Source organism: Pseudomonas sp. UBA5706 (genome assembly GCF_002419965.1).
Lineage (GTDB): Bacteria > Pseudomonadota > Gammaproteobacteria > Pseudomonadales > Pseudomonadaceae > Aquipseudomonas.
The window spans coordinates 1-17,747 of record NZ_DIHC01000027.1 but is presented as its reverse complement, the minus strand read 5'-3'; the positions used below and the strand labels follow the sequence as shown (position 1 = coordinate 17,747).

At 58.5% G+C, this 17,747-nt stretch carries 17 protein-coding genes; 6 read left to right on the top strand and 11 right to left on the bottom strand.

The window, feature by feature from the left end; all coding sequences use genetic code 11:
• Positions 1 to 24: 24 nt before the first annotated feature.
• The 8 genes from B3I26_RS12165 to B3I26_RS12130 form a co-directional block, all read right to left on the bottom strand.
• Positions 25 to 963, bottom strand: a complete 939-nt coding sequence (locus tag B3I26_RS12165) for a LysR family transcriptional regulator (protein WP_296257938.1) — start codon at positions 961 to 963, stop codon at positions 25 to 27.
• A 276-nt stretch (positions 964 to 1,239) separates the two neighbouring features.
• Complete coding sequence (locus tag B3I26_RS12160; RefSeq protein ID WP_296257937.1) at positions 1,240 to 1,683, bottom strand: cupin domain-containing protein; 444 nt, start codon at positions 1,681 to 1,683, stop codon at positions 1,240 to 1,242.
• A gap of 9 nt (positions 1,684 to 1,692) precedes the next feature.
• A complete protein-coding gene (locus tag B3I26_RS12155; protein WP_296257935.1) occupies positions 1,693 to 2,403 on the bottom strand; it encodes a TenA family transcriptional regulator in 711 nt (236 codons plus the stop codon).
• Complete coding sequence (gene ectB, locus B3I26_RS12150; RefSeq protein WP_296257933.1) at positions 2,403 to 3,683, bottom strand: diaminobutyrate--2-oxoglutarate transaminase; 1,281 nt, start codon at positions 3,681 to 3,683, stop codon at positions 2,403 to 2,405. The genes B3I26_RS12155 and ectB overlap by 1 nt, the downstream gene beginning before the upstream one ends.
• Before the next feature lie 20 nt (positions 3,684 to 3,703).
• Complete coding sequence (locus B3I26_RS12145; RefSeq protein WP_296257932.1) at positions 3,704 to 4,366, bottom strand: N-acyl amino acid synthase FeeM domain-containing protein; 663 nt, start codon at positions 4,364 to 4,366, stop codon at positions 3,704 to 3,706.
• Entirely contained in the window at positions 4,341 to 5,567 is a 1,227-nt protein-coding gene (locus tag B3I26_RS12140) for an MFS transporter (protein WP_296257930.1), read from the bottom strand. The genes B3I26_RS12145 and B3I26_RS12140 overlap by 26 nt, the downstream gene beginning before the upstream one ends.
• Before the next feature lie 41 nt (positions 5,568 to 5,608).
• Positions 5,609 to 6,538: a ThiF family adenylyltransferase gene (locus B3I26_RS12135; protein ID WP_296257929.1), complete on the bottom strand. Its 930-nt coding sequence runs from the start codon at positions 6,536 to 6,538 to the stop codon at positions 5,609 to 5,611.
• A 15-nt stretch (positions 6,539 to 6,553) separates the two neighbouring features.
• Complete coding sequence (locus tag B3I26_RS12130) at positions 6,554 to 7,663, bottom strand: alpha/beta hydrolase (RefSeq protein ID WP_296257928.1); 1,110 nt, start codon at positions 7,661 to 7,663, stop codon at positions 6,554 to 6,556.
• A 142-nt stretch (positions 7,664 to 7,805) separates the two neighbouring features.
• Between B3I26_RS12130 and B3I26_RS12125 the strand changes: the two genes are divergently transcribed.
• Entirely contained in the window at positions 7,806 to 8,624 is an 819-nt protein-coding gene (locus B3I26_RS12125) for an isocitrate lyase/PEP mutase family protein (RefSeq protein ID WP_296257927.1), read from the top strand.
• Positions 8,625 to 8,712: 88 nt separating this feature from the next.
• Here the strand turns inward: B3I26_RS12125 and B3I26_RS12120 are convergent, their stop codons facing one another.
• Complete coding sequence (locus tag B3I26_RS12120) at positions 8,713 to 9,636, bottom strand: LysR substrate-binding domain-containing protein (RefSeq protein ID WP_296257952.1); 924 nt, start codon at positions 9,634 to 9,636, stop codon at positions 8,713 to 8,715.
• 178 nt (positions 9,637 to 9,814) lie between these two features.
• On the opposite strand from B3I26_RS12120, the gene B3I26_RS12115 reads away from it, so the two are divergent.
• The 3 genes from B3I26_RS12115 to B3I26_RS12105 all read left to right on the top strand — a co-directional run bounded on the left by B3I26_RS12115 (position 9,815) and on the right by B3I26_RS12105 (position 12,374).
• Positions 9,815 to 10,594: a sulfite exporter TauE/SafE family protein gene (locus B3I26_RS12115; protein WP_296257925.1), complete on the top strand. Its 780-nt coding sequence runs from the start codon at positions 9,815 to 9,817 to the stop codon at positions 10,592 to 10,594.
• 231 nt (positions 10,595 to 10,825) lie between these two features.
• Positions 10,826 to 11,410 carry an NAD(P)H-dependent oxidoreductase gene (locus tag B3I26_RS12110; protein WP_296257924.1) on the top strand — a complete coding sequence of 195 codons (585 nt, stop codon included), beginning with the start codon at positions 10,826 to 10,828 and terminating at the stop codon, positions 11,408 to 11,410.
• Positions 11,411 to 11,477: 67 nt separating this feature from the next.
• A complete protein-coding gene (locus B3I26_RS12105) occupies positions 11,478 to 12,374 on the top strand; it encodes a LysR family transcriptional regulator (protein WP_296257923.1) in 897 nt (298 codons plus the stop codon).
• Positions 12,375 to 12,503: 129 nt separating this feature from the next.
• On the opposite strand, the gene B3I26_RS12100 is transcribed toward B3I26_RS12105, so the two are convergent.
• Complete coding sequence (locus B3I26_RS12100) at positions 12,504 to 13,382, bottom strand: LysR family transcriptional regulator (RefSeq protein ID WP_296257922.1); 879 nt, start codon at positions 13,380 to 13,382, stop codon at positions 12,504 to 12,506.
• A 138-nt stretch (positions 13,383 to 13,520) separates the two neighbouring features.
• On the opposite strand from B3I26_RS12100, the gene B3I26_RS12095 reads away from it, so the two are divergent.
• Positions 13,521 to 14,435, top strand: a complete 915-nt coding sequence (locus tag B3I26_RS12095) for a DMT family transporter (RefSeq protein ID WP_296257950.1) — start codon at positions 13,521 to 13,523, stop codon at positions 14,433 to 14,435.
• An 8-nt stretch (positions 14,436 to 14,443) separates the two neighbouring features.
• Here the strand turns inward: B3I26_RS12095 and B3I26_RS12090 are convergent, their stop codons facing one another.
• Positions 14,444 to 15,724 carry a zinc-dependent metalloprotease family protein gene (locus B3I26_RS12090; protein WP_296257921.1) on the bottom strand — a complete coding sequence of 427 codons (1,281 nt, stop codon included), beginning with the start codon at positions 15,722 to 15,724 and terminating at the stop codon, positions 14,444 to 14,446.
• Between the two features lie 274 nt (positions 15,725 to 15,998).
• Between B3I26_RS12090 and ggt the strand changes: the two genes are divergently transcribed.
• Entirely contained in the window at positions 15,999 to 17,666 is a 1,668-nt protein-coding gene (gene ggt / locus B3I26_RS12085) for a gamma-glutamyltransferase (RefSeq protein WP_296257920.1), read from the top strand.
• Positions 17,667 to 17,747: the final 81 nt, after the last annotated feature.

Below are 17,747 nucleotides of genomic sequence, written 5' to 3'. Positions count from 1 at the left end.
GGATCGGGAGTGAGGCGGTGCGATTCAAATCATCGAGTATTCGGTCGCGCCGGCACTCGCATGGGTGCGGCTGCGTTCGCGTTTTGCTCGGTGGTCTTCACACGCGTCATTGACGCACGTCTGAATGATCGAGGAAATCTGCTCCAGCAGTTGCTTGGGAATGCGCTGGCTGTTCATTACCGTACTGATCTCGATGCGTGGTAGTGGAGGCAACAATGAACTGTGAATGACAGGCGTTGCCTTGGGCACGAACGACCGCTCGCTCAGGCCGATACCCGCACCGGCATTGATGGCGTTGAATACCGAGAAGTTCGAGTCGGAGGTAAACCCGACATGGGCTTCGATATTGGCGTTTTTCAAGGCGTTGATCGAAATCTCCCGGCACACGCAACCGGCTGGAAAGTGCACCAATGGAATGGGTTGCCCAGGGTTGACCAGCGTTTTATCACCAATCCAGCATAACTCTTCGAAACGGATATGGTTGGCGTTCTTGAGGTGCTCGCCTTCCCGGGTTGCGATGATTGCAAGGTCCAATAGCCCCTGCTCCATATCCTTGATCAATAGTTCGGAAGTCTTGCAGGTCACACTGATGTGAACAGCAGTCGGCAACTGTTTGAGGGATCTGATGATGTCGTGAAGAAAGAACAGTGAATAATCATCAGGCAGCCCCAGGCGAAGTTCGTAGCTGCGGGCTTTCTCCTTGAGGCTGAACAGGTTGTCGTTCATCGCCAGTATCTTTTCGGCCGTCAGCAGCACCTCTTCACCGATAGGCGTGAGTTTGAAACCCTGGTCCCCGCGTTGAAAAAGTTGCAGCTCCAGCAGCTCTTCAAGTTTCTTGATTTGCATGCTCACGGCAGGTGGGGTTTTGCACAGCAGCACCGAGGAGCGGGTAATGCTTCGGGTTTCACTCACGGATTTGAAGGTGCGCCACAGATTGGTATCGACATCGAAAATTCGGGACATGGCTTCCTTTCCTTGGCTTGACTCATCTTGCGGTTGAGATCAATCCACTACCCGCATGCTATGTAAGGGGGACGGCGTCTGAATGCCGTTCAGGTGTTGCCGTAGAGGTGCTAATGGTTAGCTCAAAGGAGGGTGTTACGCAAGAGCCGCTGAGCGAACGGCGATGAGCTTCGGGTAGATCCCGAAGCGGTGTGTTAGGGACGTTGCGACCGGTCAAGCGCCAGATCGGAGTTGCTCCGCCCTGGCGCTTTGTTCAATCGGCGCAGACGCGCGCGGCTATGCTTCTTCGCGCAGGGCGATGCCCAGGGACTGCAGCAGCGGGGTGTTTTCGCAGGCGATATAGGTGGCTTCGGCGGTCTCGCTGGTGTTGACGTGCTTATGCCATTGCCAGACGGGGATATAGATCGCATCACCCGCCGTCCATGCGACGCGGGTTTGCCCGATCATGGAAAATCCCGACCCTGAAATCACATAAATGATGGTCTCATAGTTATGCCGGTGCAGACCCGAACCGTGCAACGGTTTCAGAGCGCCGAAGGTCATGCTCAAGGCGCGGGAGGGCAGGTCCACGACATGCACCTCATGTTTTCTCTGCGCCGAAAACGCATCGGTTTGCGCTTTGCGCACCCCTTCGTGCAGCAGCCTGTCCGGATATTCCGGGGTTTCGAGGCTGGACGGAACATGGCTGAAGTCTTTGGATGAAAAGTGCTGGTTATTCATGCTGGGTGCTCACATGTCGTCGAGGAATTCGAGGCGGGCCTGGATCGTCAGGATCGCGGCATGCCGGACCACTTCGAAGAGCACCGGTTTGGCGATGATCAGCCGCGAAAGAATTGCCAGCATGGTGTCTGCGTGGCCATCGTCGCACTCGATGTGCAACGTGAAGAAGTTGAGTCTTTGGGGCGCAACGCCTCGTTTCACGAAGCCGCTGACGATATCGCTGTACAGCTGCGGGACGATCGCTTCAGCGCCCAGGCATAACGCAGCCAGGCCGTAAACGCCCTCGGGCTGTTTGCAGAAATTCATCATCGTATCGATTAGCCGTTGCGTCGATGGCAGCGTGGCTTGCATGTCCAGGCTCAGATCAAAGTCATGCAACATGTTCCGGTAGATCTGCGAGTGGGGAGGTTCGTTGACCTCACCAAAACCCAGCTCTTCGAACAGATTGTCAAAAATACTCAGGACGTCGTCGCTGGACTCCAGGTTAACCATCAACTGGCAGATATAGCGCGTGAAATGACGGCTGTACTGACCTTGCTGAACGAGAAAGGTCTTTAAACGATCCAGCGATACTTCACCGTTGCGGCATCGCCAGAGAAATGGATGCTCGGCGATCCGCTGAATCATTTCCTCCTTGAGCTGCGCGAGGTCCTCAAGGACGAAGTGGCTGCTGCCGTGGCTGGCGGACTGGATCCGCAGGTGTTCGGTCATCGTATTCATCAAGCAATCCCTTGCAACGAGTTGACGGTCATGATGCTGAAATAGGCCTGTTGGAGTTTTTCCAGACCCAGGGACAGGGTCTTCGAGTCGATGGTCAGTGGTGGCATCAGCTTCAGGACTTCACTGGCGGGACCGCAGGTCTCCACGAGCAATCCTTGTTCCAGACAGGCCCGTGAAAGCCGTGATGCGGTGTGCGGGTTGTTGAATTTCAGGCCTAGAAACATCCCTCTGCCTACGACCTGAGCCGTCTGCGCAGGCATCAGTGCCAAAAGCTTTTCCAGCGCGGCTCGCATGGTCACGGCGTTGTCGCTGATCGTGGTTTCCAGTGACCGGTCCTGCCAGAAGTCCAGTGCGGCACTGGCGGTTATGAATGCCTGGTTGTTGCCGCGAAATGTGCCGTTGTGCTCGCCTGGCTCCCAGCAATCGTGTTCCGGTTTGATCAGCACCATCGACATGGGCAGTCCATACCCGCTGATGGATTTGGACAGGCAAATGATGTCCGGTGAAATGCCGGCCGCTTCGAAGCTGAAAAACGTGCCGGTGCGGCCACAGCCCGCCTGGATATCATCGACGATCAGCAATGCACCGAGGTCCCGACACAAGCGCTCGATTTTTTTCAGCCATCGAGGGTGCGCGCAGTTGAGTCCGCCTTCGCCCTGCACGGTTTCGAGGATGATCGCGGCCGGCGGCTCGTAACCGCTTCCCGGGGTGCGGTAGAGCGTGGAAATGATGTCCGCGCTGTCTATGTCCGGGCCAAAGAAACCGTCATAGGGAAGCCGAACGACGTTCGAGAGTTCGACCCCGCAGGCGCGACGCTTATCCATATTGGACGTGGCCGCCAGCGCGCCCAGCGACACACCATGAAACGCATGGGTGAACGCCGCAACGGAGGTTCTTGCAGTGCGTTTACGGGCCAGTTTCAATGCGGCTTCAACGGCATTGGTGCCGGTGGGCCCGGTGAACTGCATCTTGTAGGCCATGCCACGCGGCTTGAGGATTACACGTTCGAAACGTTCGATGAAACCTGACTTGGCGTCACTGTGAAAGTCCAGTGTCGTGGTCACGCCGTCTTGTTGAATGTACTGCACAAGCTTGTGTTTCAGATGGGGATTGTTGTGGCCGTAATTCAGTGAGCCGGCACCGGCAAAAAAATCGATATAACCGTGCCCGTTGATATCCTTGAGTATTGCCCCGGTCGCAGTCGCAAAGACGACGTCGCAATCCCGGCAGTAACTACGGACATTTGATTCAAGTTGATAAATAGCAGTCGAGTGATCCATAGGGTCCATCCCTGGGTGTATTAGCCTGCATTGCGCATGATGTAGTTGCCCAAACCGTTCTGCGTGCGATAGAAGATCGACAACATGTCCTTGATATCCAGATGCAGAACCGTGCAGTCCGATGCTTCGTTGAGTTCGTCGCGAAACCGGATATTCAAGTCTCGAAACCCCATCTGCAGCAGTGCCTTGATCGGCGTGGTCGGGGTATCGAGAAAACAGTTGGCCAATACGTTGTAGTTCTTTTGCTTCAGGCATTCATGCAGCGCTGCCTTGACCAGCGCTGCGAAGATGCCATGGGGGTAGGCCGCAAACTTCTGATCGCGATATCTGGCCGGAACCATCAGCCTGGCGCACTCTACAAGTGCACCCTGGGCACTTGCGCGCAGCTCGCTGATGTCTATGAACGTATCCACCGGCAGGCCGCACTCGCTGTCGACGATCATCCGCATGACGCCCACGGGTTCGCCTGCTTCATCGGTAGCAAGCAGATAAACGGAGGCGGTGTGATAACGGTCGTTTCGCGGATCGGTGTTGTGTTCGTCCAACCAGCCCAATTCCTCCTTGTAGACCTGCTCCCAGAGGGATCTGACCTTGGCCAGGTCGGCATCGCTGGTGGCAACGTAAACCTGATTGGTGCGACGCGTCGGGACGGGGAAATCAAGTGGCAGAGTTGATGTTGTCATAGTGCATATCCCACAGTTTGTGTTTATACGAAATAACCACAATGGCCACCGTCATGGTCATTGCGCTGATAACGCCCACCGAAGTGGCTTCCCAATACTCGAGTAATGTGCCCAGTAGAAATGATCCGATGGGGTTTCCACCCATGAAAAACAGCATCAACAGCGCCAGCACTTGAGCCTTGTTGCTTGCCGGGGCGTTCTCCTGAATCAGGGTCTGCCCCATGCTGAGTGCGATACCGCCCAGATAGCCCCAGCCAAACAGCAGCGCGAGCATCCACGCTCGGTTGAACACATAAGGCATCACTGCCAAAAACACGCAGCCCAGCAGGCAGGCAGTGATCAACGTCCGTTGCTTGTTATTGATCCCGCCCATCCAGACCAGCGTTGCCACGGAACCGATCAGGCCAACCATGAACACGATGTTGGCAGTGGCCAATAAGGAAGCGTCGTAGCCTTGCAGCTGTGATAGGTGCAGTGGCATCGCCACGAAAAACGAACCGAGGAAGAACACCCCGATCAGACCGTTCAACAGCAATACCGGAAGTATCACGGGGTGTCGCACGGAGAACCCGAGGGCTTCCCGGGTTTGCGCCAGCAGCCCCGAATGCTGCTTGCTTGGGGTGGTCGTGGATATCCTTGCCGCCGCGATGGATGACAACAGCAGCAATGTCGCCAGGGCCATGAACATCAGGCTGATACCCAGCCAGGTTACCAGCCCGCCAACGACGAACCCTGCAACCTGTATTCCGAACTCGATACCGATGTTAAGGGTGACGAACTTTTGCAATTGCCGCTGACCCAGCACATTCAGAAACGCCTCCCGTGCCGGTGCGCAAAAGGCCGACAGCACGCCAAACAGCAGCGAATACGCCACCAGCATCGGGTAGGTCAGCGTTGCTTGATAGGTCCATGCCGCGAAGAGCAAGGCGATGACCGAACTGGACAGGTAAATGCGCGCCAGCAAACCCCGCAACGGGTAGCGGTCGGCCAGGTAACCGCCGTAGATCACCAGGATCAGCACCGGCAGCATCAGGCACATTTGTGCCACGCCGAATTCGAAAGGCGAGGCATGGAGCACGCTGAGCAATACCCAGGGCAGGAATACGCTCTGGATCCCGACACAGATGAACCAAAGGCCCGACGCTGTCAGGAACAAGGCCATATCGCGGGCTTCGTTCGGATTGGATATCTGTTTGACCATGCAAACCTCGATACGGCCCCCTGATCGGGGGCCACGCGCCGTCACGCCACGTTGAAGTGTTTTTCATGTTCGTTCGGATTGGCCCATTGGCCGTCGAACTCATAGATCCCGTTGTCGAAGGTCGAGCCGTCGAACCAGTAGTACTTGGGCATGGCAGGCAACGCGGTGCTGTAAGGCGCGCCCTCCAGATCGCAGAGCATCAAGGCAGAGCGACACAGAATCAGATAGTGCGAAGCGGTCGGGGCGATGGACAGGATGGGCACGTTCCCGGTCTCCTGCATCCAGCCGTAAATGTTCGCAATACTCGGAAACCGGGGCTGGTAAGACGCCTGCAGCTTGACCAGCTTGTCCACCAGTTCCGGGGTCATCTCGGCGTCTTCGGGTATGCCGTAAAAGTCTTCGAGCGTCAGGCCGTCCTTCTCGAACTTATAGATGTTGGCCCCCCAGCCGACCACCGACGAGGCAAGCATGCCTTTGCATTTCTCCGATTTGCGATAGGCGCGATGTAACGCGTAGCGTTCGGCAATGCTGTAGAAATCCATCTGGTCCAGCACCAGGTCGCAGCCTTCTACAAAGGCACTGGCGGTGTGTTTCTGAATACCTTCCGGGAACACTTCAATGGTCACGTCGCCGGCCAGTTGATGCACAAGCTCGGCCACGACCAACGCTTTATTGCGGCCAACGGTTTCCAGCGAAGCACCGAACTGACGGTTGATGTTGCTGACCTCGAACGAGTCCGGATCGGCGATCTTGATATGCCTGACGCCCAGCCTGGCCAGCCCCAGCGCGACGGCGCCGCCAATACCGCCGGCGCCAGCAACGCCGACGACGGCGTTGGACAGTTTGGCCTGGTTGGCGACTTGCTCGAGCAAGCTGTTGCCCAGGAAACAACCGCTTCGCGAAACACGTTCCTGATAAACCTTTTCGTTGAGGGTGCCTTGTAACGTTACGATGCGTGCCTTCTTAAGCATGGTCCTGCTCCTTGGTTAGTTACGGCCGCCACAGAAACTGCACGTGAGCGCCAGAGGGGTATAAGCACCGTCGAGGAACACCTGAACTTCGCGGTACAGTTCAAAGCGTTTCTTTTCAAACAGCATCGCGTGCGTACCCTTATCGATGAGCACGTAGCGCTTGCTGGGGACGTTGGTTAAATGGCTGTACAACCAGTCGGCGTCATCGCCAGTGGTCAGCACATGGTCGTAATCGCCGCGGGTGATGAGCACCGGTACGTTGATTTTGGCCGGGTCCCAATACACGCCGTGCCACGCGTCGTAGATGTCCTGGGCGAAGCCGCCCGGAACCTTGATGGTGCCTTGTTGTGTGCCGCGCTCGGACAGCGAGTCCTGCGGCCAGTTTTTGACGAAGCTGTCTTCCAGTTGCACATCCGTACCGGCGGGACGATCTTCCGAGATCATTGCCAGACGCTTGTCCATCGGGATTTCATAGAAGTTCTTGGTCGGTCTGTCTGCGCTGCCGAACAGGTTTTTGATCACATCCGGGTTGATGTTGTCGCGTCGCACGATGGGCGAGTTGAACACGACCTTATTGAGCTTTTCAGGGTGGGCATTGACGTAGTAGCCCACCGGGATCGCGCCCCGTGAGGTGGCGATAATGGTCAGCTTCTGTGCGCCGGAAAGTTTGAGAATGTAATCGACAGCGGTGTCCAGTACAGGCACCAGGCTCTTTGCGTTGCCCACCGGGTCGGAACGGGTTTGCGGGTCGCTGCTGTGCATCTGCGGGTAGTCTTCCGAACGACCGTACCCCGGCAAGTCCACCACCCAGGCGTCTCGTCCCGTATTGGCAACATCCCTGGCCCAGGAATAGCCATCAATCGGGTAACCGGCGGACAGCTTTCCGGAAATGGTGGCGCCATGCACGAACAGCACCACTTGAGATTCTTTGGTGACTTGCCGTCTTGGGCCGCTGGCTTCTTCGTGCCACAAAGCCATTTTCAGATTCTCATCGTCCAACGTGACGGTGTGAACTTGCACACCGCCAATAATGGAAACATGAGCGCTGTCCATGGTTTCAGCGTGTGCTGCCTGGGTCAGTGCACACGTAAGTGAAAAGAATAACGCGGCGGCCGTAAGTTTCATGTCTGCAAGTCCCTGAGAGAAAGTGCGACGCAGCGTTCCATTTTCGGCACAGGCTGTCTGTTCACGTTTTTTGAACGGGTTTAAATTTTTTTGAATGGGCAAATCCGTCACGCTGGTTAAGCTCGCGGTCAAAGGAGCCGCCATGAGCACGACGAAAAAATTCAGTGATTTGCACAGGAGCGCCAGCCCCATGTTCGTGATGCCTAATGCCTGGTGCGAGGGCAGTGCCCGATTGATCGAGCAGTTGGGCTATCCGAGCCTGGGCACCACCAGCGCCGGTATCGCCTACGCGAGGGGTTACCGCGACTCGTCTCCGGCCATGGACAATGAAATGAGGTTCGAAAGCCTGTCGCGCATCGTTCAGGCGGTTCGCATACCGGTAAGTGCCGATCTGGAAAACGGGCTCGCCAGCACGCCGGAAGGGGCCGCGCACAACTTCCTGCGCGCCCTGGAAGCAGGCTGCGCGGGTGCATCGCTGGAAGACATTGCCGACTACGGCGACCCGCATTCCTTGGTCTTCTTCGGTCTTGAACAGGCCAGTGACCGAGTGCGCAGTGTCTGCGAAAGCGTCAAGGCCAGAGCGCCTGACTTCGTTGTGACGGCGCGTACGGATTATCTGCTGGGCCCGCACGAATACTCACTGAGCAAAGTCATCGAGCGCCTGGTTGCATTTGAACGCGCCGGAGCAGACTGCCTGTTTGCACCCGGGTTGAGGAACATGACCGATCTGACAACGGTGCAGTCCGAGTTGAGCAAACCGGTCAGCGTCCTGCCCGTACCGGGAATGACGCTCGACAGGCTGGTGGTCGCCGGGGTTCAGCGTGTCAGCCTGGGAAGCTCATTATTTCGCGCGGCCTACAAGCAGATTCAGACGATTCTGACCGAACTCGATCAGCAGACCGGAATGGCGTTCATGCCCCGCGCGTTGAGTTCGGAGCATCTGGACGAGGTCATGCGCTGACAGGCGCTGCGCAATTATGGCGTGTGGCATTGGCAACGCTCGGGCGTACCCAGTTCGGCCGCGACCCCTCGAGCGCACTGAGGGCGAGTCAGTGGTCTGGGCTCGACATCGGAGTGTCCGCAGGCGCGGTTTGCGTACGCAAATGACGCACCAGCGCCTTGGCGTACTCGGGCAGCGTGTCGAAGTTAGGGGCGCATAAAAGCAAGGTGCGATTAGCCCAACTGTCACTCAAAGGCACGCTTTTGAGTAACCCTGCCTGTTGAAAGCGCTCGACCGCTGCCAGGGGGACGACTCCCAGCCCGGCGCCATGCAACACCATGCGCAGCAACCCGTCATAGCTTTCAGCGCGTATGCGAGTCTTGAGTCGGCGGCCCAGATGCAGTGCTTGCTCTTCCAGGTAAATGGCCATCGCACTGTTTTCCCCCAGCCCGACGAACGCTTGATTCAGGGTCTGACTGAAGCGCAGGCTCGCGTGCCCGGCCAGGGGGTGGTCGATCGGCATGATCACGGTCAGCGGATCGGCACAGAACGCCAGCGTCTGCAGATCGCTGGCGTCTACCGCGTTGGAGATGATGCCGATGTCTGCCGTGCCGTGACGCACGGCGTGGAGGATGCGCAGGCTGGGGTGTTCTTCCAGATGGATGTCGATGTTTGGATGGCTGGCGAGAAATGCCGCCAGCCGCTCCGGCAGGTATTCGCTGAGCGCTGAGGTATTGCATAGCAGGCGTACCTGACCTTTGAAGCCCTGAGCGTAGTCGGTCAGGTCCGCCTGCAGGCGTTCGGCCTGTTGCAGGATCAGCCGCGCATGTTGCGCCAGCGCTTTGCCTGCAGCGGTCGGCGCGACCCCGCGTCGACCCCGTTCGAGCAGGGCGATGCCCAATGACGATTCCAGCCCGCGAATCCGCGCGCTGGCGGAAGGCAGCGAAAGATGGGTAAGCGCCGCCCCGGCGGTGATATTGCGGGCTTCGGTCACGTTCAGGAAGAGCTTAAGGTCGATCAGGTCGAAGTGCATGGCAGCTCGGCGGTTGGCGAAACCCATGGCACCCCAGTGTGACAGCGGCGGTGATTCACTGCTGCTGCAGCCTGTGAGTCGTGTCGCAGTGGACAGTTAACGTGGCTATGTCTGGGGCGTAGGCTGGCTCAATATATCGCAGATTTAAAAGAAGCGTTTTCAGGCTCAACATAGCTCAATGAATACCTACCTATCGCTGTACCAGAACATCGGCTGGAGCCTCTCGGCCTTGGTTCTTCTGACGTTTCTGCTGGCAGGCACGGTCAAGGGCGTGATCGGCATGGGCCTGCCGACGGTGGCCATGGGGTTGCTCGGAATGGCTATGGCACCCGCGCAGGCTGCGGCATTGCTGTTGATTCCGTCGATACTCACCAACCTTTGGCAACTGGCAGCGAGTGGGCACCTGCGCAGCTCATGCAAGCGGCTCTGGCCTATGTTGACGATGATCGTTGTCGGAACGGTGCTGGGTTGCTGGGCACTCGGTTTCTGGGGGCTCGGCATGGGGAGCGCGCATGGCATGGGCCGGGCCCTGGGTGGAGCGCTGTTCGTTTATGCGCTATGCGGCCTGTTTCTGCCGACACTCAAGGTATCACCCCGTATGGAAATCTGGCTGGGCCCGCTGTGCGGGTTGATCACCGGGCTGATTACATCGGCCACCGGGGTCTTCGTGATTCCCGCAGTGCCTTATGTGCAGGGCCTCGGTCTTGACCGCAACCAACTGGTGCAGGCGCTCGGGCTGTCATTCACTGCTTCCACCCTGGCATTGGGCGCTGGGTTGTTCTGGAATGGCGCATTAGGCAGCGCCGAAATGAACGCATCATTGCTGGCGGTCATTCCGGCGGTGCTCGGCATGATGCTCGGCCAGTGGCTGCGCAAACGCATCAGCGCCTCGCTGTTCAAACGTGTCTTTCTCATTGGCATGGCGCTGCTTGGCTTGCATTTGCTGATCTCGGGTTAAACGTTCGGAACTGACATTGCTGCGGACCCCGCGGCCACACGACGGGCGTCAAAATCAATAATTGCGTTGCTATTTGTGCCTGTGAGTCAAAAGCGTTTTGCCTCGTTGCGCCTTATTCGTCGACCGTCAGGTCTATATCCTGCCGTCCACTCCAATTCCAGATCCATTTACCGATGCTCGTCCCCATCTTCTGTTGAAGGGGAGGGGAGTTGAGTCACAACGAGGTTTTTCATGAACAAGATTCTGTTCATCAATGGGGGCAAACAGTTTGCTCATTCCGATGGCCGCTACAACGCTACTCTGCACGATGCCGCGCTGGCCTTCATGGATCGCGCAGGTAAAGATGTCAGGCAGACCTTCATCGACGGCGGCTATGACGTCGCCGAAGAAGTGCAGAAATTCCTCTGGGCAGACGTCATTGTCTGGCAGATGCCTGGCTGGTGGATGGGCGCGCCCTGGACAGTGAAGAAATACATCGACGAAGTGTTCACCGAAGGCCACGGCAGCCTGTACGCCAACGACGGCCGCACCCGTTCCGATGCTTCGCAGAAGTACGGGAGCGGCGGCCTGTTACAGGGCAAGCAGTACATGATTTCGGCCACCTGGAATGCGCCGCAGCAAGCGTTCGATGACCCGACCGATTTCTTCGAAGCCAAGGGCGTGGATGCGGTGTACTTCCCGTTCCATAAGGCCAACCAGTTCCTGGGCATGACCGGCCTGCCGACGTTCCTGGCGGTGGATGTGATGAAGAGGCCGAATGTCGAAGCCGACGTGAGACGCTATGAGGCGCATCTGGCTTGCGTTTTTCACGTCTGAGGGCTGCGGGCGCGCTCCGTTGTCCGAACAGGGCTAAGATCCACGCTGGTTTGAACGGAGGACAACAGTGAAAGCCCGGTCCGATGAGCTGCAGGTGTTCGTGTCAGTGATCGAAAATGGCTCGATATCGGCGGCCGCCGAGCAGATCGGCCAGACGCCCTCGGCCATCAGTCGTGCCTTGTCGCGACTGGAAGCCAAGCTCGGCACAACGTTGCTCAACCGCACCACCCGGCGCATGGATCTGACCGAGGAGGGCAAGTTTTTCCTGGAGCGGGCCCGGCAGATCCTCGGGCAGATGGAGGCGCTGGAAGAGCGTATGTCGCTGCGCCAGCAAACGCCGTGTGGTCGCCTGCGGATCAATGCTGCATCGCCCTTCATGCTGCACTGCATCGTGCCTTATGTGGCCGAGTTCAGAGCGTTGTACCCCGACATCCAGCTGGAGTTGAACAGCAATGATCTGATCATCGATCTGCTGGAGCACAGCACCGACGTAGCGATCCGCATCGGTGCGCTGACCGACTCGACCCTGCACGCGCGATCGCTAGGCTCAAGCCCGTTGAATATCCTGGCCAGCCCTCGCTATCTGGACAGACATGGCGCGCCGAAGACCGTTGAGGCGCTGCAGGGACACTCGCTGCTGGGTTTCACCCAGACGGAAACGCTGAACCACTGGCCGTTGCAGCACGCCGAAGGTGATCGTTTGTTCATTCAACCCACGGTCGCGGCCTCCAGCGGCGAGACCCTGCGTCAGTTGGCGTTGGCGGGAGAGGGCATCGTCTGTCTGTCGCATTTCATGACCCACGAAGACATTCGCCTGGGCCGCCTGCAGGTCATTCTGGCGCAAGCCAACAGCGGTTATCGCCAACCGATCCACGCGGTGTATTACCGCAACTCGCAGTTGGCGCTGAGGATTCAATGCTTTCTGGATTTCATTCAGCAGAAGCTGGCCAATTACGCGACGTGATCACGCCGCAATGGGATTGGCTGTAAAAGTCCGGCTTGCCGGCGGCGGCAGACTAAGAGCGCCACCCCGGCAAGCCGCGCTGCTATAGCAGCATGCCACGCAGGCAATGCGGTCTGGCCGGCTTCCCGTTCACGCGTTGCTAACCCCGCTGAACTCTGCCTTCAACATCGCCACGAATGCCTCGCGCGCCGGATGGTGCTCGGCGTTTTCGTGCCAGTAGAACAGGTTGTCGATGGACGTCAGCTCCGCAAATTCATACCCCACCCAGCCCGACCCTTTGTGGTATTGCTCGAACACCCCTTTAGGCACCAGCGCCACCCCGGCGCCGGCACTGACGCAGCCCACGATGGTGCCGTAACTGGCAATGCTGATGATCGGCTGGCTCTGGCCATTGTTCAGCAGCCAGCGCTCCAGTGCTGCACGGTAGGGGCAACCTTCGGGCCACATGAAAATCGACTTGCCTTGCAGGTCCGCCGCGCTGCGAATCGCCCCCAGAGACTCGGCAGCGATCAACACCAGGTCTTCACGATACATCGAGGTGCGTCTGAGTTTTGGACGCTTGACGTCGATGGCCACAATCGCGCCGTCGAGCTTGTGATCGAGTGTGGCGTCGAGCAATTGCGGACCGGTGCCGGTGGACAGCTCCAACGATACCTCGGGGTAACGTGCGTGAAAGCGAGCGAGCAGCCGAGGCAGGCGCGAGGTGGCCGAGGATTCGATAGCGCCGATACGCAACGGCCCGCAAGGCGCGGCATCGGGATGCACCGCGCGCCTGGCTTCGTCGGCCAGGCTGAGCATGCGTGCTGCGTAGCTCAGGAAGATTTCTCCCGACGGGCTGATCTTCAGCCCACGGCCATGGCGGAAAAACAGTTCGACGCCTAGGCCGGCTTCCAGCGCCTTGATCCGAGCCGTGATGTTCGACGGCACACAGTGCAGCACCTGCGCCGCCCGGGCGATGCTCCCGGTGTCGGCGACGGTCTTGAACATACGAATCTGGGCTAGGTCCATACATCACCAAAAGTGAATGGTTGAGTCATTATTGATCGCTTGTGGTGAGCATAGGTTGTTTCGATACTCATGGCCATTAGCGCAGGCAACGGCCTACACCAGGAGTGTCGAATGAGCGTCGCGAACGACCCGGCCCGGATGGGCATTCACGCGCAACAGCCGAGCGTGCGATGGCAGAGCCTGAAAGTCGCGTTCGCAACCCTCTTCGTGATCGCCTGCTGGGGCTTTTCACCCACTGGTATACGCATCGGGCTGCAAGGTTACGATCCGACGCATCTGGCGTTGCTGCGCTTTCTCATCGCATCGGTGTTCATGGCGCTGATCGCGTCCTCGATGCGCATTTCCCTGCCGCGCCTGAAGGACTTGCCCTTGCTGGCCGTGCTCGGTTTCTTCGCCGTCACCTTGCACCACATTGCACTGAATTTCGGGCAGGCCGGCGTCAGCGCCGGGGCGTCCAGCGTGCTCATCCAGTCGATGCCGCTGTTCAGTGCCTTGCTCGCGCATTTCGTGTTCAGGGAGCGCGTCAGCCCCTGGCGCTGGACCTGCGTGGCGTGGGGGCTCATCGGCGTGGCGATCGTCATCACCGGCGACACAGGCTTCGGCCATATCGATGCGCGCGGGTTGCTGGTCCTGCTCGCGGCCTTTTCATGGAGCGTGTATTTCTCCCTGCAAAAGCGCTACAGCCACCGCTACGACGGGCTGACCATGGTCTGCTACACCATCTGGGCGGGGACGTTCTTTCTCCTGATTTACCTGCCGGGGCTGATCGGTGAGGTCGTCAATGCGCCGTTGCGGGTCAATATCGCGGTAGGCGTGTTGGGGTTTTTTCCCAGTGCGTTGGCCTATCTGGCCTGGGCTTATGTGCTCAAACACATGGAAGTCAGCCGCGCCTCGATGAGCCTATACCTCACACCACCCATGGCAATCGCCATCGCCTCGGCACTGCTTGGGGAGATGCCATCGCAGTGGGTGATCGTCGGTTCGATCGTGGTGTTGAGCAGCGTGCTGGCGTTGAATCTCAGGCGTGAGCGAGTGAGCCTCAAGGACGCCTGAGCAGCGAGTCACCTATAGCTGGAGATGGCTTCCTTGGTCAGTTCCAGCACACGATGATTGTCGGCGGTTTCAGCGTCGCCCATGGGCACGCCCTCGTAGCGAATGTCGGGGTTGGACCAGAGGTTCAGGCGCTGGGAGGTGGGCGGATGGGGCTGGGTGCCGACAATGGTGTGCCAGGTGTTACCGCCTGCGGTAAATCGATAGGCATGGGCGAAGGGATAAGGCGTCACCGAGGGATCGCTGGCAATCTCATGGCGAGCATATTGCAGGTGGCCGATTTCGTGGGCGAAAGTAAAGTTGACGATGCACTCATAGTTGACCATCGCAAAGGCGGTGTCTGCCGTCGAGCCGTATTGCAAGGCCTGACCGCAGTACTGCGTGCCATCCTCTGCCGGGGACGAGCCGAAGAGGTAGACGACCACGTCAGCGCGGGCTTCATCCCGAACGGTGAGCGAATCGTCCATGAAACCGTCGTTCGGCGTGCTTAGGCGAATCAGGTCCAGGGCGGGAAATGCAACATTCGGCACATAGTCGGTCACTTGGTACGCGACCAGGCGCAACGTGATGCCGATTCTGCTGTTGATATAACTTTGATTGGCTTGCGCCACTGCCAGTTGCGTCAGGCCCAGCATGTCGCCCTGGTATTCGGAAACGATCTTTTGCGGCACGACGGTCATCACGTCGATCGTAGTCAGCGCGGCGGCGTCCACAGACGTCGTTCGCGGCGCAACGGCGTTGGGGGCACTGCGCCTTGAGCGGTCATCGCTGTCTCTTTCCGGCGGCATCTTCGTGCCGTCCAGCATAATCACCACATGCCGGTCAGCACCCACCGGACGCAGTTCATAGAGTTGCCGACCCTGACGGATCGCCCCGGTAATGGTCTGATCGTGCTTGACCAGGGTGATCGAGTTCAGCGGGTCCTGCCATTGCGGTATTTCAGGCTCAACCTCGGCGTAGCCTTCAAGATTTCCATACCATACGAGGCTTTTCGTGCCGTCGGGGTTGGTCACTTCCTCGCTGCGAACTCTCGTGGCGTTGATGGGACGGTCAAACAAGGTGAACTTAAGCGTTTGCTGATCCTGAGTGATGGCGTGCGGATCGACGCTGACTTGCTGCACCTGCACGGTGGCAGGAAAGGCGCGCACGTCCTTGAGTGCGGCGGCAAACCCCGCGTCCGCCTGAGCGATATCAGGCGTCATCTGGATAAGCGGCGGGCGTTGGAAAACGGTCAGGTACAGCACGACGACGGCGACCAGTACAGTAGCTGCCCCTGCATAAGCGACCTTCATGATATTGCTCCTTGCACTCTGGTTGGGCGCGCGGCCTTGCGCTGTCGCCACCTTAACAAAGGCAGTGCTTGATCATCTGATCGATTGGCGATCAAAGTGGGCAGGTTTATCGCGTTATTGCGCTTTCAGAGCCCCCTCGTGTCTATCCACTTCGAGCGCTCGTTGCGTTCGCCGGTATTTTTCATGATTAATGAGCGCTCGGCCCGTTAGTCTCGTCAGCATGCCGACAGCCAGTCAGTTACAAGCTGTCACATCAGCCTACAAAGGAAGCCCTATGCGAGTCGCGACGTTCAAGACCCTCGCGTTGTCCGTGATGTTCGCCATCAGCTACCCGGTGTATGCCGTTACGCTTGAAGGCGGCGCCGTGGCAGCGCCCGATCAATATGGCGCGGCGGTCGCCGCGCAAATCCTGAAAAAGGGCGGCAACGCCGTCGATGCCGCTGTCGCCACCGCATTCACCTTGGCCGTGACCTACCCCGAAGCGGGCAACATCGGCGGCGGTGGCTTCATGACCCTGTTCATGCATGGCAAGCCGTACTTCCTCGACTACCGCGAAACCGCACCGAAAGCCGCCAGCCGTACTATGTACCTGGACGAGAAGGGGCACGTGATTCCCGGCATGAGCCTGGTCGGTGCCCGTGCGTCCGGTGTGCCTGGCACCGTGATGGGCTTGTGGGAAGCGCATCGCAAATTCGGCAAGTTGCCGTGGACCGAGTTGCTGACCCCGGCCATCGGCTATGCGCGAAACGGTTTCAAGGTGGCCGACAAGCAGTACATGTATGGCGCCGAGGCGATCAAACAGCTCAACGGCAAGACCAACTTCGGCGACTATTTCGGCAACATGAAAAGCGGCGAAACCTTGCGCCAGCCTGAGCTGGCCACGACGCTGGAGCGGATCGCCGACAAGGGCGCCAGCGAGTTCTATGAAGGTCAGACGGCTGATTTGCTGGTTGCGCAGATGCAGCAGGACAACGGGCTGATCACCAAGCAGGACCTGGCCGATTACAAGGCTGTGTGGCGCAAGCCGCTGCACGTCAATTTCAACGGCAACACCCTGTACACCGCGCCACTGCCTAGCTCTGGCGGCGTCGCCCTGGCGCAGTTGATGGGCATCAAGCGGCAGTTGGGCGAAGACTTCAAAGGCGTTCCGCTGAACTCGGCGCGCTACATCCACCTGTTGGCAGAGATCGAAAAACGCGTGTTCGCCGACCGCGCCAACTATTTGGGCGACCCGGATTTCTCACAGGCGCCGGTGAACCAACTGACAGACCACGTTTATCTCGCCGGGCGCGCGCATGAGGTCAATCCGACTGCGATATCCCCGACTGAAAACGTCAAGGCCGGGCTTGAGTCAAATCAGACCACACACTTTTCCATTGTCGATTCCAAGGGCAACGCGGTCAGCAACACTTACACCCTGAACTGGGATTACGGCAGTGGTGTGGTGGTCAAGGGCGCGGGCTTTCTGATGAACGATGAGATGGACGATTTCAGCGCCAAGCCGGGGGTGGCGAATGCCTTTGGCGTGGTCGGTGGAGATGCCAACGCCATCGAGCCTGGCAAGCGGATGTTGTCGTCAATGAGCCCGAGCCTGGTGACACGCGATGGCGAGGTGACATTGGTATTGGGCACGCCGGGTGGGTCCCGGATTTTCACCACCGTTTTTCAGGTGCTCAACAACCTCTATGACTTTCATATGCCGCTCAAGGACGCGGTGGCGGCAGGGCGGGTTCATCATCAGTTGTTGCCGAAGGACACGATCTACACCGAGAAATTTGCGCCACTGCCGGCAGCCGTCGCCGATGAGTTGAAAGCCATGGGCTACACGCTCAAGGATCAGGGCTGGTCGATGGGTAATGTGCAGGCGATCAAGGTCGACGGTACGAAAGTCGAAACCGCATCCGACCCACGTGGGCGGGGAGTTGGGATGGTAGTGAAGTGAGGAGGGGGCACTTGTAGGAGTGAGCTTGCTCGCGATTGCGGCGATGATCGTTCCCACGCGCTGCGTCACTAGTGTCCGGTA

Bases quoted from the DNA above. Each gene is read 5' to 3' on its own strand.
- ectB (WP_296257933.1), bottom strand. From the start codon at position 3,683: ATGGATCACTCGACTGCTATTTATCAACTTGAATCAAATGTCCGTAGT.
- B3I26_RS12130 (WP_296257928.1), bottom strand. From the start codon at position 7,663: ATGAAACTTACGGCCGCCGCGTTATTCTTTTCACTTACGTGTGCACTG.
- B3I26_RS12095 (WP_296257950.1), top strand. From the start codon at position 13,521: ATGGGCATTCACGCGCAACAGCCGAGCGTGCGATGGCAGAGCCTGAAA.
- B3I26_RS12165 (WP_296257938.1), bottom strand. From the start codon at position 963: ATGTCCCGAATTTTCGATGTCGATACCAATCTGTGGCGCACCTTCAAA.
- B3I26_RS12090 (WP_296257921.1), bottom strand. From the start codon at position 15,724: ATGAAGGTCGCTTATGCAGGGGCAGCTACTGTACTGGTCGCCGTCGTC.
- B3I26_RS12140 (WP_296257930.1), bottom strand. From the start codon at position 5,567: ATGGTCAAACAGATATCCAATCCGAACGAAGCCCGCGATATGGCCTTG.
- B3I26_RS12145 (WP_296257932.1), bottom strand. From the start codon at position 4,366: ATGACAACATCAACTCTGCCACTTGATTTCCCCGTCCCGACGCGTCGC.
- B3I26_RS12100 (WP_296257922.1), bottom strand. From the start codon at position 13,382: ATGGACCTAGCCCAGATTCGTATGTTCAAGACCGTCGCCGACACCGGG.
- B3I26_RS12115 (WP_296257925.1), top strand. From the start codon at position 9,815: ATGAATACCTACCTATCGCTGTACCAGAACATCGGCTGGAGCCTCTCG.
- B3I26_RS12135 (WP_296257929.1), bottom strand. From the start codon at position 6,538: ATGCTTAAGAAGGCACGCATCGTAACGTTACAAGGCACCCTCAACGAA.
- B3I26_RS12110 (WP_296257924.1), top strand. From the start codon at position 10,826: ATGAACAAGATTCTGTTCATCAATGGGGGCAAACAGTTTGCTCATTCC.
- B3I26_RS12160 (WP_296257937.1), bottom strand. From the start codon at position 1,683: ATGAATAACCAGCACTTTTCATCCAAAGACTTCAGCCATGTTCCGTCC.
- B3I26_RS12155 (WP_296257935.1), bottom strand. From the start codon at position 2,403: ATGAATACGATGACCGAACACCTGCGGATCCAGTCCGCCAGCCACGGC.
- ggt (WP_296257920.1), top strand. From the start codon at position 15,999: ATGCGAGTCGCGACGTTCAAGACCCTCGCGTTGTCCGTGATGTTCGCC.
- B3I26_RS12125 (WP_296257927.1), top strand. From the start codon at position 7,806: ATGAGCACGACGAAAAAATTCAGTGATTTGCACAGGAGCGCCAGCCCC.
- B3I26_RS12120 (WP_296257952.1), bottom strand. From the start codon at position 9,636: ATGCACTTCGACCTGATCGACCTTAAGCTCTTCCTGAACGTGACCGAA.